Below are 14,218 nucleotides of genomic sequence, written 5' to 3' on the forward strand. Positions count from 1 at the left end.
ATCGCCGCGGAGCCTTCATCGCCCGGAGGTGTCGAACCACTTGTCAGCCGGCGGCGGCCAGTGGTCGGCGGTGAGATAGAAGGAGACATATCCGGCGACGAGCGGGGTCGCGACCAGCAGCACGAGCACCAGCAGCGTGAGCATCGCACGCGCGAACGGTCCCCGCCGTCTGGTCCCGCCACCCGGCCGCCGCTCGTCGCCGCGCGGCGCGGGACGCGACTGCCCGGACCGTTGCGAGGGCTGCGGATACGCCGGCCGCTGCTGCGTGCCGCCCTGCCGGACCGGGTTGCCGAACTCGTCGTAGCGGGTCGCCGGCTCGGCCGGCGCTGTGGGACTCACCGGCCCCCTGCCACTGGACACGAAGATGTTCCCCGCCGCCCGGTTCGGCGGCGCGGACACCGGCGGCGACGAGACCGGCGGTCCCGACATCGGCTGGTTGTAACTCGCCGGCGGCCCTGACATCGGCTGGTTGTAGTTCGCCGGCGGCGCCGAGGCGGGCTGGTTGTAGCCCTGCTGGCCCGGCGCGGGCTGTCCGTAGTTCGCCGGCGGCGCCGACGCCGGCTGGTTGTAGTTGGCCGGGGGCGCCGACATCGGCTGGTTGTAGTTCGCCGGGGGCGCCGACATCGGCTGGTTGTAGTTGGCCGGCGGCACGGAGACCTGCGGGCCGTAGTTCACGGGCGGACCCGAGGCCGGCACGCCGTAGCCGCTCTGCTGGGACGTGGCCTGGCTGCCGGCGTAGTTCCCGGGCGGAGCCGACGCCGGATACGTCGGATATCCACCGCCGGGCGGCGACGAAACCGGCGGCGCCGACATGGGCACCCCTGACATCGGCGCGGCGCTCGCGGCGGCCTCCGCGGCGAACGTGCCCGCCTCAGGCCACAGCGGCACATCCGCCCCGGACTGCCCCGCCCCACCGGCTCCGGCCTGCTGCCCCGCGCCGGACTGCCCCGCGCCGGACTGGCCCCCACCGGGCTGACCACCGGGCTGACCACCGAACTGGCCGCCGCCGGCCGGCGCCGCGCCGAACTGGCCGCCGCCGGGCTGCTGCGCGCCGAACTGCCCCGCGCCAGACTGTGCGGCCCCGAACTGACCACCGCTTGGTTGGCCGCCACTCGGTTGACCGCCGCCGAACTGCCCCGCGCCCGCCGCCGCGCCGAACTGTCCGGCGCCGGACTGCGGGCCGCCGGAGGTCTGGGCCGGTGGCTGCCAGTCGAAGCCCGGCACCTGCGGGATCACACCCGTCGCCGGTCCCGGGGCGGGCGCCGCCGTCGCGGGGATCTCCGTCGAGCCGGTCAGCATGCTGCCCTCGGCGACCACCAGCTCCGGCTGCTCGATCACCACCGGGGCCGTGCCCAGCGCGCGATGCAGCAGCGTGCCGACCAGCGGCATCCGGCTGGAGCCGCCGACCAGGAACACGCCTGCGATGCTGCCCTCGCTCAGCTGCGCCCACCGCATGACGCCCTGCGTGACGCGGACCGTCTGCTCCAGCAGCGGCTGCGCGAGCCGCTCCAGCTCGTCGCGGGTGAGGTGCACGTCGATATTGAGCAGCGGCACGGTCAGATCGGACGCCGGCTGCCGGGACAGCCGCTCCTTCGCGACCCTGGCGTCGTCGAACAGCAGCCGCCGGGCCCGCCGGTCCTCGACCGTCTGCGGGCTCATCAGCCGCTGCCACTCCTGCGGGGCCTGCGGCTGGCAGATCGCGCCGATGTGGGCCACGATCGCGTTGTCGACGTCGATGCCGCCGATGTCGTCGCGCCCGTCGACGGCGAGGACCTCGAAGCCGCCCTGCGTGCGGGCCACGACGCTGGCGTCGAACGTGCCCGCGCCGAAGTCGTGGACGACCACGACCGAGCCGACCGGCACGTCCTTGCCGAGCACCTGGGTGAAGTAGGCGGCGGCCGCGACGGGCTCCGGGACGAGGCGCACCTGGCCCAGGCCGGCGGCGGCCGCGGCGTCGGCGACGGCGAGCCGCCGGGTGGCGCCCCACGACGCCGGGAACGTCACGGTCACCTCGGACGCAACGTCGCCGACGGTGCGCGTCCACTCGTCGCGGACCCGCCGCAGGACGGTGGCGACGAGCTCGTTGACCGGGATCTCCCGGTCGCCGAGCAGCACGGTGCCGTCGTCGATGCGGCGCTTCGGGTTGGGCTCGAAACGGGCCGGCTCCAGCCGGGCGCTGTGCACCGCGTCCCGGCCGACGATCACGGTCCCGCCGGGCTCGGCATAGACGGCGGAGGGCAGCAGCGGCGAGCCGTCGAACAGCAGCGCGCGGGACCGCCCGTCCGGCCACCGCACCACGGCGACGGTGTTGGAGGTGCCGAAGTCGACACCGAGCCGAATCCCTGGCGTTGGCATGCCCCGAAGTCTAGGCGGCGGGTACGACTCTTCTCACGCCTCGGGCGCTCCGGTCGCGTTGCCGACCGGCGGGGGGCGCAGCGGCCGGACCCAGGCCCGTGCGCTGGGCAGCAGAAGGAGTAGCGCGGACCCGCCGTACACGACGCTGAGGCCGAGCCAGGCGGGCTGGCCCGAGTCCCGTGCGCTGTACGCCCCGCCGGCGGCGACGAGCAGGCACAGCGCCATCGGGTACCACACGTGGCCGTTGCTGCCGCGGCGTAGCCGCCGGGCGCCGTGCGTGAACAGCACCGCGAGGCCGAGGCTGATCAGCGCGCCGTAGAGCCCGGCCTGCCACGACGAGTCCGAGGTGGTGGCGCCGGAGTTCGGCAGCTTGTAGACGATCAGGGCCAGGGTGAGCAGCGCGGTCAGGATGTACATGAGCACGCCGTACAGCGTCAGGAAGCCCGCGGGCCAGCGGATCGCCCCCGGCGCGATCCGGCGCGGCGGCGGCGGATACGGCATCGGTTGCGGCACGTAGACCACCTGCGGCGGGAGCGGCTGGTAGTAGACCGGACGTGGCGGCGGATACGGCATGGGTTGCGGCGGCATCCGGTGTACGGGCGGCGCCGGGCTGAACGGCAAAGGGCCGAACGGCACGGATCCCGGCGAAACCGGCGCCCGCGCCCCGGAGACCGGCGCCACCCCGGCCGGCCCGGCGGCAGGCGACACCGGCGGCCCGGCAGGCGACCCTGGCGGCGCAACCGGCGACCCCGGCGGAGCGGCCGGCGACCCGGACGGAGCGGCATGGAACGACGCCGGCGATCCCGGCAGCGCGACGCCGAACGACCCGGACGGCGCGATGCCGAACGACCCGGACGGCGCGGGCGCCCCGGGCGGCGCGGCACCGAAAGACGCCGGCGGCGCGGCACCGAAGGACGCGGGCGACCCGGCACCGAAGGACGCGGGCGACCCGGACGGAGCGACCGGCGACCCCGGCAGCGCGACCGGCGACCCCGACGGCGCCGGCTGCCCCGACACGGGATCCGGACGCACCGGTGCCACGCCCCCGGAGACGGGCTCGGCGGACACCGGAACCACGGCATTCCCGGCGGCGACGGCCCGGGCACCGCCCGAAGGCACGCTGCTCGACGGGGCGCGACCCCGTACACCACCCGAAGGCGGACGGGGCGCGGGCACGACGGCGCCGGTCGGCTTGTCGACCCGTGCGCCGACCAGGACACTGCCCTCGGCGACCACCATCTCCGGCTGCTCGATCGTCACCGGCGGCCGGCCGAACGCGCGGTGCAGCTCGGTGGCGACGAGCGGGATCTGGCTCGCCCCGCCCACCAGGAAGATCCCCGCGACCTGCTCGGCCGTGACCCGCGACAGCCGGACCGTCTCGGTCAGCACCCGCACGGAACGCTCCACCAGCGGCCGGGCCGCCGCTTCGAACTCCTCGCGGGTGAGCTGCACGTCGACGTCCAGCAGCGGGATCAGGACCGTGACCGAGGAGGCGCGGGAGAGCCGCTCCTTGGCCTCGCGGACCTCGTCGCGCAGCGTCCGGGCGGCCCGCGCCTCCTCGATCGTCGACGGCGTGATCAGCCGCTGCCACCGCTCGGGCGGCAGGGTGCGGCCGATCATCGCCAGGACGATCTCGTCGAAGTCGAGGCCGCCGAGGTCGTCGCGGCCGTCGACGGCGAGGACCTCGAAGCCGGTCGGGGTGCGGGCGACGACGCTGCCGTCGAAGGTGCCGGCGCCCAGGTCGTACACCACCACGGCGGAGCCGACGGGCACCAGGTGGCGCAGGACCCGCACGAAGTAGGTCGCGGCCGCCACCGGCTCGGGCACGAGGGTCGCCTCGGGCAGGTCGGCGGCCCGCACCGCCGCGGCGAGAGCCTTGCGCCGGGTGGAGGCCCAGTTGGCCGGGTGGGTGACGGTGACGGTGACCGGCGGTCCCCCGGCGGTGCGGACGAACTCGGCGCGGACCCGCTGGAAGACGGCGACGAGCAGGTCGTGGACCGGCACCTCCCGCTCGCCGAGGAGCACATGCCCGTCGTCGATGCGGCGCTTCGGGTTGGGCTCGAAGCTGGCCGGGGCGCGGCGGGCGCTGTGCACGGCGTCGCGGCCGACGACGAGCGCGCCGTCGTCCCAGAACGTCGCCGACGGCAGCAGCGGCGTGCCGTCGAAGAGCAGGGGGCGGGCGCGGCCGTCGGGCCAGCGGGCCACGGCGACGGTGTGCGACGTGCCGAAGTCCACGCCCAGGGCCACCATGCCCGGAATCCTAAGGGTTACGCCGACTGCTCGACGGCCCGCTGCAGGGCGCGATAGATCTGCCCGAATTTCGGCGAGTCGCTGGTCGAGAAGATCATCGAGTCGCCGTCGCGGGTGCGCACCCAGATCTCGTGGATGCCCTTGCCGTGATCGTGTGCCCGGTCGAGCAGGTCGAGCAGACCCTCGACGCTGAACGCCACGATCCCGCCGATCACGATGATGCCGAGGATGCCGCCCGCGATGTACATCGTGGAGTCGGGCCCGTTGAAGTCGATCCGGCGCGCGGCCATGCCGGCGGCCACGAGCAGCCCGACGATCAGCACGACGGCGCCGCCGCGGGTGGCGAGCATGTAGGCGCCCTGCACGAGCCGGCCGGTGCGCTGGTGCCAGATGTAGGTGAGCGTGTCCAGCGGATACCACGCGTCATCGACGCGCACACCCTCGGAGCTGATGTGCACCGCGTGGTCGCGGTAGTACGTGGTCGCCATGGCACATCCGACGGTACGCCGGAATACGCTGCGGGCAACGACAACGACGTTGAGGAGACACTGTGGGCGACAGCAGGCTGGTCCGGCTGGAGATCGAAGATGGTATCGGTACGATCCGGCTGGACCGTCCGCCGGTCAACGCGCTGAACATCCAGATCCAGGAGGAGCTGCGCGAGGCGGCCGGCGCCGCGACGGCGGACCCGGACGTGCGGGCGGTCATCCTGTACGGGGGAGACAAGGTCTTCGCCGCCGGCGCCGACATCAAGGAGATGGCCGGCATGGGCTACTCCCAGATGGGCTCCCGGGCCACGGCGCTCACCGGCGCGTTCGACGCGGTGGCGCGCATCCCGAAGCCGGTCGTCGCGGCGATCAACGGGTATGCGCTCGGCGGCGGCTGCGAGCTCGCGCTGACCGCGGACTGGCGCGTCTCCGCCGAGGACGCGACCCTGGGCCAGCCGGAGATCACTCTCGGCATCATCCCGGGGGCGGGCGGGACGCAGCGGCTGGCGCGCCTCGTCGGGCCGGCCCGTGCCAAGGACCTGATCATGTCCGGGCGGTTCGTGAAGGCCGCCGAGGCGCTGTCGATCGGCCTGGTCGACAAGGTCGTCCCGGCCGCGGAGGTGTACGCGGCGGCGAAGGCGATGGTCGAGCCCTACGTGCGCGGGCCGGCGCACGCGTTGCGGGCCGCTAAGCTTGCGGTGGACGGCGGCTTGGACATGGATCTGGCCTCGGGCCTGGCGTGGGAGAGCCAGCTGTTCGCGGCACTGTTCGCCACGGAGGACAAGACCGAGGGCATGACCGCATTCGTGGAAAAACGCAAGCCGAACTTCGCCTGACTACGCAGAGCGATGTATCCGAAGATCCATTAGGTGGCGTGCGGTACCGTGCAGTGAAGCGGCCGCGCGCACCGGGCTTGGTCGTCTGGGCTGCCGCAAGCCGTTGATCCAGGGGAATCCGGGCTAGCGTCGGCCCTCGCAGCGGGGGTCGACCGGAGCGGGCCGGCGGGTCGGCGCGATCCACGTCAGGGCGGTCTGCTCGACCGACCAGCCGTGCGCGTCGACCCTGCTGCCGGGCGGGCGGTCGCCGGCGTCGCAGAGCACCTTCGCCTGGATCCGCTCGTTGAGCACGAACTGGACGGTGCCGCCGGTGTCCAGCAGCGTCGTCATCCGGTCGTCGACGGTGATCACCGAGCCGACGAGGACGCCGTCGTCGGTGTCGATCGCAACCGTCGGCAGGATCGGGGCGCGCAGGAACACGACCCCGACGAGGAACGGCGCCGCGAACGCGGCCACCACCGCCGGCCAGTGCGTCACCGGCCGGGCCGCCCACGCCGGCACCGGGCCCGTGAGCAGCGGCGTCACCAGCGGCGGCAGCGCGAGCAGCACGAAGGTGACCGGCTCGCGCTGCCGGAAGGCCTCGACGATCGCCGGTCCGAGGAAGGTGTACTGCAGCAGCGCCGCCACGAACGGCAGCACCACGCCGGTCGCGGCTGCGGCTGCGCCGGTGTTGGCGCCCCGCTGCCGCACCACCAGGCCCAGGATCGACAGCGCGACCATGACCAGCGTCGGCAGGAACCGCAGCTGCCAGGTCAGCGTGCCGATCACCAGCGCGACGACGACCACCCAGTCGGGGATCCGCCGGGCGGCCGCGGCCAGCCGCGACGTCGCGGCCGCGGCGGGGTCGCTGAGCTCCAGCAGCGCGCCCAGGACCCGGGTCAGCAGCAGCGTCGCCGGGAACACCCACAGCAGCGCGATCACCAGCGTGCTGAGCAGGCCCAGCGGGCTGACGTATTGCACGAACAGCAGCATCGTCGGCACGTTCTGCCGGCTCAGATACCACAGCCGCAGCACCAGCAGGACGATCGGAAACGTCGGCAGCAACGGCAGCAGCCACTGCCGGTCGCCTACCTCTCCCACGGCCACTGGCGCACGTCCACCTTCGGCACCTCGGGCTGATGGTCGATGGCCACCTGCTGGTTGGGGCTGAACCGCTGCTCACTGCGCAGATACCGGTCGTATGCCTGCTCCCACCGCCGGTCGGTCGGGTCGTGGGCGGAGCGATACAGGTAAAGATTCACCAGTGTCTGCAGGGCCTCGTTGTCGCCGCAGTTGACGCCCCACCGCTCGTCGCCGGTGAGCCCGACGTCGTGGTGCACGAACGTCTGGCCGCCGTCCAGCGCGACGAACCCGGCGAGGATCGCGGCGTCGGTGGTGACGGCGTCGAACTCGCCGGCCTTGAGCCCGGCGACGCAGGCACTGATCTCGTTCTTGCCGGAGAGGGTCACGCCGGCCCTCTGCGCGACCTCGCTGGACGTGGACGTGGCGAGGGTGCAGACCCGCTCGCCGCGCAGGTCCTCGAGGCTGCTGACCGGCTTGTGCGCCTTGCCGGTGACCACCGACTGCTGGGTGCTCAGATATGGCCCGGCGAAACGGACCCCGGGCTGCTCCGACCGCTCCTTGGTGATGCTGAAGCTGGCGACGACGAGGTCGACGGTGACGAACCTGCCGTCGCGGTCGCGGGCCTGCATGCGCGCCCGGTCCTCGGTCTCGATCGACAGGAACCGCACCTGGTCGGGGCGGAACCCGAGGTCGCCGGCGATGAGATAGGCGATGTCGATGTCGAACCCGGCATACTCGCCGGTCGCCTTGTCGCGCAGGCTCACGCCCGGGGTGTCGTCCTTGACCCCGATGAGCAGCTCGCCGCGCCCGCCGATGGCGCTGCGGCGCAGGTCGGCCTCGGACGGCGGGCCGACGTCGATGACCACGACCACCGCCACGACGACCACCGCGACCAGCACGACGACCCACGCGACCAGGCGCGCGACCCGGGTGCGGCGCACCGGCGCGGGCTCAGGGTCGCCGGGTGGATCGTCGGCTGGCGGGTCGTCCCCTGGCTCGGCCACCACGCACCCCCCGTTCGAATGCATCGAACGGTACCGCTCGGGTGTGACAGTTTTCTACATTGCCTGCGCGTGGTAGCGACCGTCCACGATCGACAGTCGCAGCGGCAGCCCGAACGTCTTGGAGAGATTCTCCGCCGTCACGGTGTCGCGCAGCAGGCCCTGTGCCACGACGCCGCCGTCACGCATCAGCAGCGCGTGCGTGAACTCCGGCGGGATCTCCTCGACGTGGTGCGTGACGAGCACGATCGCCGGCGAGTCCGGGTCGGCGGCCAGCTCCGACAGCCGCCGCACGAGGTCCTCGCGGGCGCCGAGGTCCAGCCCGGCGGTCGGCTCGTCGAGCAGCAGCAGCTCCGGGTCGACCATCAGCGACCGGGCGATCTGGACCCGCTTGCGCTCGCCCTCGGACAGGGTGCCGTAGAGCCGGTCGGCGAGCGCGCCGACACCGAACTGCTCCAGCAGCGCCTGCGCGCGGGACTCGTCCATGCGGTCATACCGCTCGGTGAAGCGCCCCACGACCGCCCACGAGGCGGTGATGACGACGTCACGGACCGTCTCGTCGCCCGGCAGCTGCAGCCCCGCGGAGGAGAACCCGAGCCGGGTCTTCAGCTCGTTGATGTTGGTGCGGCCGAGCTTCTCCCCCAGCACGGTCACCGTGCCGCGGGTCGGATACAGCCGGGCACCGGCGAGGTTGAGCAGCGTGGTCTTGCCGGCACCGTTAGGGCCGAGCACGACCCAGCGCTCGTCGAGCTCGACCTGCCAGCTCACCGATCGGATGAGGTCGGACCGGTTGCGGGTCACCGTCGCTTTGTCCACCGCGATGACAAGGTCATCAGACACGGGCCAATCCAACCACGTCGCCGCCCCGGCGCTGGCCCTGCCCCCCATCCGCTGGACAAAAGCCGTATCGTGCGCGGGGATGAGTGCCGTACTGGAAATCGCCGGTCTGGTGAAGACCTACCAGACACTGTTCGGCAAGCCACGGGTCGCGCTGGACCACCTCGACATGGAGGTCCACCAGGGGCAGATCCACGGCTTCCTCGGGCCCAACGGGTCCGGCAAGAGCACGACGCTCAAGACGCTGCTCGGGCTGTTGCGGGCCGACTCGGGGCACATGCGCATCCTCGGCCAGCCGGTCCCGAGGGCGTTGCCGCAGGTGGTGTCGCGGGTCGGCGCGATCGTCGAGGCGCCGGCGTTCTTCGGCAACTTCACCGGGCACAAGACGCTCCTGCTGCTGGCCAAGGCCGGCGGCGTGCCGAAGCAGCGGGTCGACGTCGTGCTGGACCAGGTCGGCCTCGCCAGCCGCGCCGAGGACATGGTCAAGACCTACTCGATGGGCATGAAGCAGCGCCTCGCGGTGGCCTCGGCCCTGCTGAAGGACCCCGAGCTGCTGATCCTGGACGAGCCGAGCAACGGGCTGGACCCGGCCGGCATCCGGGAGATGCGCGACCTGCTCCGCGAGCAGGCCGACCGCGGCTCGACCGTGGTCATCTCCAGCCACATCCTCGCCGAGATCCAGCAGATCTGCGACTCGGTCACGATCATCTCCCGCGGCCGCCGGGTCGCCGCCGGCCCGGTGTCGGAGGTGCTCGCCGCCAACGACCGCGGCACCTACCGGGTCCGCGTCGACGACGTGCCCCGGGCCGCGCAGATCCTCGCCGACGCCGGTGCGCAGGTCACCGTCTCCGGCGACCAGATCGTCGTGCACGACCTGGCCGACCCCGCCTGGGTGTCCCGCGCGCTGGGCCTGCACGACCTGTGGGTGCGGGAGCTGGCACCGGTCGCGCAGCTGGAGGACGCGTTCCTCACCCTGACCGGCGGTGGCCCCCGCCGCGGGCAGTTCCGCCCGGTCGACAACTCCGACTGGCCCGGCCACGACGGGCCCCCGCCCGGGCCACCGTTCGAGGTCACCGGCCAGATCATCGAGAACGGACGGCAGGCATGACTCCGCTGCTGCGGGCCGAGTGGGCCCGCCTGTTCAGCCGCCGGGTCACGCTGGTGACCCTCGTGCTCATCGCGACGCTGCTCGCCTTCCTGACGTTCGGGTTCACGCTGACCCGCAGCACGCCGACCGAGGCCGAGATCCGCACCGCCGGCCAGCGCGCGGAGGCCGCCGCGGTCATCTACGACCGCAACGTCGCGCTGTGCGAGGCGGTGCAGAGCGGCACGGAGACCGCGCCGCCCGGCGTGAACTTCCCCCGCGGCTGCGACTACGGCGCGCGCCCCACCACCGACACGATGCTCGACTTCGGCTTCTCGTTCAGCCGCCAGTGGCCGTCCCTGTTCACCACGGCAGCGATCGTGCTGACGGTCGCCGGTTTCGTGCTGGGCGCGTCGTTCGTGGGCGTGGAATGGAGCTCCGGCGGCATGCTCAACCTGCTGCTCTGGGCCCCGCGGCGAGGCAGGGTCCTCGCCGCCAAACTGATCGCGGCCTGTGCCGGGGTCGCGCTGGTGTCGGTGGTGTACCTCGCTGCCTGGACCGGCGCTTTCGTGGCGGTCGACGCGGTCAACGACTCGGTCAACGTGATGGGGTTCGCCGACTGGATGTCGCTGCTGATCACCGCGGTCCGCGTGGCCCTGCTGGCGATGGCCGGCACGGCACTGGGGTTCGCGATCGCCTCGATGGGCCGGCACACGTCGACGGCGCTCGGGGTCGGCATCGCGTACCTGGTCGTCTACGAGCTGGGCGCGATCATCCTGTTCCAGGTGATCGGCGGCGTCGACTACTCGGCCAAGTACCGGCTGTCCAGCTGGGTCTCGGCGTGGATGAACAAGTCGACCGCGTTCGAGAGCACCCCGGCGTCCTGCTCCGACACGGGCTGCTCGCCGGCCGCGACCGTGCTGTCCGGCAGCTGGCAGCAGGCCGGGCTGGTCCTGACGCTGGTGGTCGCGGTGCTGCTGGCCGGCGCGTTCGTCTCGATGCGCCGCCGCGACACGAACTAGCGTCGTCCGGGCCCGGTCTGCGACCGGGCCCGGCGGCGGTTCACGCGGTGTCGCCGAAGACCTCTTCCCGGACCGCGTCGAGACCGGTCAGGATGGCGCCGTTGAGAACGGGCTCGCTGGACACCTCGGTGGCCACGACCCGCGGGGAGACCACGGCGATCGCGGCGACCTCGTGCTGCACCCGCTGCGCGAGGTCGGCGCCGCCGGCCTGGCCGATCTCGCCGGCGAGGACGACCAGCTCAGGGTCGAGCACCAGTCCGACCGACGCCACGCCCAGGGAGATGCGGCGGGCCAGCTCGTCCAGGAAGGGGCTCCCGGCCGTGCCCGCGGCGATGGCCGCCCTGATCGCCTCTCCGGCGCCCGAGGCCTTGAACCCGTGGGTCTTCGCGACCGCCTTCACCGCCGCGGCGTCGGTGAGCATCCGGAAGCCGCTCTTCGCCCGGCGCGACGCGTCGCGGCTGACCTGGGTGCCCGCGACCGGCAGGTAGCCGATCTCGCCGGCCGCGCCGACGCTGCCGCGGTGCAGCCGCCCGCCGAGCACGACGGCGGTGCCGACGCCGCGGTCCAGCCAGACCAGCACGAAGTCCTTCGCGCCGAGCGCGGCGCCGCTGTGCTGCTCGGCGATGGCGGCGAGGTTCACGTCGTTCTCGAACGCGACGGGCCGGCCGAGGTCCTCGCGCAGCGCCGTGAGCAGCCCCCGGTGCCAGCGCGGCAGGTCCCAGGCAAACGTGATCTCGCCGCTCTTCGGGTCGACCAGGCCGGGCGTGCCGAGCACGATCCGGCGGATGCGGTCGATCGGCGCACCTGCCTCGCCGGCCGCCTCGACGACGGCGGCGTGCACGACCTTGACCGGGTCGTCGCCCTCGCCGATCGACACGTCGGTGCGCCCGACGATCTTGCCGGTGATGTCGGCCACGCCGGCCACGACGTGCTGCGGGCCGGCCTCGACGCCGACGACGTACGCGGTCGCGGGGACCACGGCGTACATCTGGGCGTTGGGCCCCCGGCCGCCGGCTTGCTCGCCGACGCGGGCCACGAGCCCACGCTCCTCGAGGCGCTCCACCAGCTGGGACGCGGTGACCTTGGACAGCCCGGTCAGCTCACCGAGCTGCGCGCGGGTGAGTGGACCCTTGCTGAGCAGCAGCTCGAGGGCGGCGCGGTCGTTGAGCGCGCGCAGCAACCTAGGGGTGCCTGGAAGACGAGCAGAACTCATGGTGATGAACACCCCTAGTATTTAAGAAACTTTCCTATTAGATTGCCTCGGGCAACCTATACCGGAAAGCGTACGGTCACACCACCCGCACGGCCTACGCACAACTGGTCAAGATGCTCTTACGATCGTGGATAGCGCATCAGACGAGTGTTCAACACTGGTCCACGCGCTGAGGGGGGAACACCGTGTCGAACGATCCAGGACTCCGCCGGCTGGCGCTGGGCACGCTGCTCGGCGCCTTCCCTGGCGCACAGGCCCCGGCCTGGGCCGTCGACCTGCTCGCCGAGGGGATGGCCGGGCACCTGCTGTTCGGCTACAACATCGTGGACCGCGACCAGGTCGCCGCGCTCACCGCGAGCCTGCACACCGCCCGCGACGGCGTGCTGATCGCCATCGACGAGGAGGGCGGCGACGTCACCCGCCTGGCGCACCGCCTCGGCAGCCCGTATCCGGGCAACGCCGCGCTCGGCGCGCTCGGCGATCCGGCGATCACCCGCCGGGTGTACCGCACCATCGGCGCCGAGCTCGACCAGCTGGGGCTCAACCTCAACCTCGCGCCCACCGTCGACGTCAACACCGCCGACGACAACCCGATCATCGGCACCCGCAGCTTCGGCGCCGACCCGCACCTCGTCGCCGCGCACACCGCCGCCGCGGTGCTCGGCCTGCAGAGCGCCCGCGTGGCCGCCTGCGCCAAGCACTTCCCCGGCCACGGCGCCACCCTCGCCGACTCCCACCTCGAGCTGCCGACCGTCGACATCTCCTTCGAGGAGCTCCGCCGCCGCGAGCTGCCGCCGTTCGCGGCAGCCGTCGAGGCCGGCGCCAAGTCGATCATGAGTGCGCACATCCGCGTACCCACCCTGACCGGCGACGCCCCGGCCACCTTCAGCAAGGCCGTCCTCGTCGACCTGCTCCGGACCGAGCTCGGCTTCACCGGCGTCGTCGTCACCGACGCCCTGGAGATGCTCGGCGCCGCCCGTTACGCCGGCAGCACCCAGGCCGGCGCCGTCCTCGCCCTGGCCGCCGGCGCCGATCTGCTCTGCATCGGCGCCGACGTCGACGAGAAGCTGACCCTCGCCTGCGTGGACGAGATCGTCACCGCCGTCCAGGACGGCCGCCTGCCCCTCGCCCGCCTGGAGGAGGCCGCCGCCCGCGTCCAGGCCCTGTCCGACTGGACCCGCCAAGGCGACCGCACCGACCGGGAGGAGCCCGGGCTCGGGTACCCGGCCGCGCTCAGCGCCGTGCGCATCGAGGGCTCGGTCGACCGCTCCTCCGCCCCGCTCATCGTCCAGCTGGAGTCGGAGTCGTCGATCGCCGCCGGCCGCGTCCCGTGGGGGCTCGGCCCGCACGTCAACGGCACCGAGCAGATCCGCGTGGTAGCGGCGCAGACCGACCCGGCCGAGCTGCGCGCCGTGGCGGGCACCCGTCCGATCGTCGTCGTGGGTCGTAACGTCCACCGGCTGCCGGGCGCCCGTGCCCTGGTCGATGCCTTGGCCACCACCCACCCGGTCACTGTCGTCGAGATGGGGTGGCCGTCCTCGTGGCGGCCGGCTGGGGTGCGGGCCTTCATCACCACCTGGGGCGCCAGCCACGCCAACGGCCGTGCCGCTGCTGAGACGCTGGGCTTGGCTGCCTGACGGTATTCGTACTCCCCCAAGATCCTGTGGTCGTCTTTCCGTTGAGGTTCGCGTGGGGGTACGCCGCCTGGAGTGATTCCTGGTGCAGGTCCGCGTAGGTCGGTGGTTCCGCACAGCCTCCGGCCGCGCGAATGGGTAGCGCGGTCACCGTCCGTGCCGTAGTTGCGGTGATACCAAGCCAGGTCCGCACGCACATGATCCAGCGCCGTCGAGCGCATCATTCGGTGCTACAACACCGTCGCTGGCCAAAAAACAAAGCCATCGATCATCGGTCGAACAACCCGAAGGATCTGCGGGGCTCTGACCCCTGGGATCGTTCGGGTTGTTCGTTTTTTGGAACTGGCGACGGTGTGGCACCACCGAATGATGACCTCGACGGCGCTGGATCATGTGCGTTCGGACCTGGCTTGGGATCACCTCGACACGGCACGGA

11 protein-coding genes are annotated in these 14,218 nt (G+C 72.7%); 4 read left to right on the forward strand and 7 right to left on the reverse strand.

Going from position 1 to position 14,218, the window contains the following annotated elements; genetic code table 11:
- Positions 1-15: 15 nt before the first annotated feature.
- The 3 genes from AB0K00_RS26190 to AB0K00_RS26200 are packed head-to-tail and all read right to left on the reverse strand — an operon-like array spanning position 16 to position 5,093.
- Positions 16-2,355: an Hsp70 family protein gene (locus AB0K00_RS26190; protein ID WP_363524697.1), complete on the reverse strand. Its 2,340-nt coding sequence runs from the start codon at positions 2,353-2,355 to the stop codon at positions 16-18.
- Between the two features lie 33 nt (positions 2,356-2,388).
- On the reverse strand, positions 2,389-4,605 hold the full coding sequence (locus AB0K00_RS26195; RefSeq protein WP_363524700.1) for an Hsp70 family protein: 2,217 nt from the start codon (positions 4,603-4,605) through the stop codon (positions 2,389-2,391).
- A 17-nt stretch (positions 4,606-4,622) separates the two neighbouring features.
- Complete coding sequence (locus AB0K00_RS26200) at positions 4,623-5,093, reverse strand: DUF6232 family protein (protein WP_363524701.1); 471 nt, start codon at positions 5,091-5,093, stop codon at positions 4,623-4,625.
- 62 nt (positions 5,094-5,155) lie between these two features.
- On the opposite strand from AB0K00_RS26200, the gene AB0K00_RS26205 reads away from it, so the two are divergent.
- Positions 5,156-5,929, forward strand: coding sequence for an enoyl-CoA hydratase-related protein (locus AB0K00_RS26205; RefSeq protein WP_363524704.1), 774 nt, complete (start codon positions 5,156-5,158; stop codon positions 5,927-5,929).
- A gap of 123 nt (positions 5,930-6,052) precedes the next feature.
- On the opposite strand, the gene AB0K00_RS26210 is transcribed toward AB0K00_RS26205, so the two are convergent.
- The 3 genes from AB0K00_RS26210 to AB0K00_RS26220 are packed head-to-tail and all read right to left on the reverse strand — an operon-like array spanning position 6,053 to position 8,880.
- Positions 6,053-7,015, reverse strand: a complete 963-nt coding sequence (locus AB0K00_RS26210) for a hypothetical protein (RefSeq protein WP_363524707.1) — start codon at positions 7,013-7,015, stop codon at positions 6,053-6,055.
- Complete coding sequence (locus tag AB0K00_RS26215) at positions 6,997-7,995, reverse strand: transporter substrate-binding domain-containing protein (protein ID WP_363524710.1); 999 nt, start codon at positions 7,993-7,995, stop codon at positions 6,997-6,999. Before AB0K00_RS26215 ends, AB0K00_RS26210 begins: the two co-directional genes overlap by 19 nt.
- Positions 7,996-8,049: 54 nt before the next feature.
- Positions 8,050-8,880, reverse strand: a complete 831-nt coding sequence (locus AB0K00_RS26220) for an ABC transporter ATP-binding protein (RefSeq protein ID WP_363524713.1) — start codon at positions 8,878-8,880, stop codon at positions 8,050-8,052.
- A 31-nt stretch (positions 8,881-8,911) separates the two neighbouring features.
- Here AB0K00_RS26220 and AB0K00_RS26225 point away from each other — a divergent pair, with 31 nt between their 5' ends.
- A complete protein-coding gene (locus tag AB0K00_RS26225) occupies positions 8,912-9,937 on the forward strand; it encodes an ATP-binding cassette domain-containing protein (RefSeq protein ID WP_363524716.1) in 1,026 nt (341 codons plus the stop codon).
- Positions 9,934-10,935: an ABC transporter permease subunit gene (locus tag AB0K00_RS26230; RefSeq protein ID WP_363524718.1), complete on the forward strand. Its 1,002-nt coding sequence runs from the start codon at positions 9,934-9,936 to the stop codon at positions 10,933-10,935. Before AB0K00_RS26225 ends, AB0K00_RS26230 begins: the two co-directional genes overlap by 4 nt.
- Positions 10,936-10,975: 40 nt before the next feature.
- Here AB0K00_RS26230 and AB0K00_RS26235 read toward each other — a convergent pair whose 3' ends face one another.
- Positions 10,976-12,148, reverse strand: a complete 1,173-nt coding sequence (locus AB0K00_RS26235; protein ID WP_363524721.1) for an ROK family transcriptional regulator — start codon at positions 12,146-12,148, stop codon at positions 10,976-10,978.
- Between the two features lie 185 nt (positions 12,149-12,333).
- Here AB0K00_RS26235 and AB0K00_RS26240 point away from each other — a divergent pair, with 185 nt between their 5' ends.
- Complete coding sequence (locus AB0K00_RS26240; protein ID WP_363524723.1) at positions 12,334-13,785, forward strand: glycoside hydrolase family 3 N-terminal domain-containing protein; 1,452 nt, start codon at positions 12,334-12,336, stop codon at positions 13,783-13,785.
- Positions 13,786-14,218 lie beyond the last annotated feature (433 nt).

The sequence above is a fragment of the Dactylosporangium sp. NPDC049525 genome (assembly GCF_040676755.1).
GTDB lineage: Bacteria > Actinomycetota > Actinomycetes > Mycobacteriales > Micromonosporaceae > Dactylosporangium.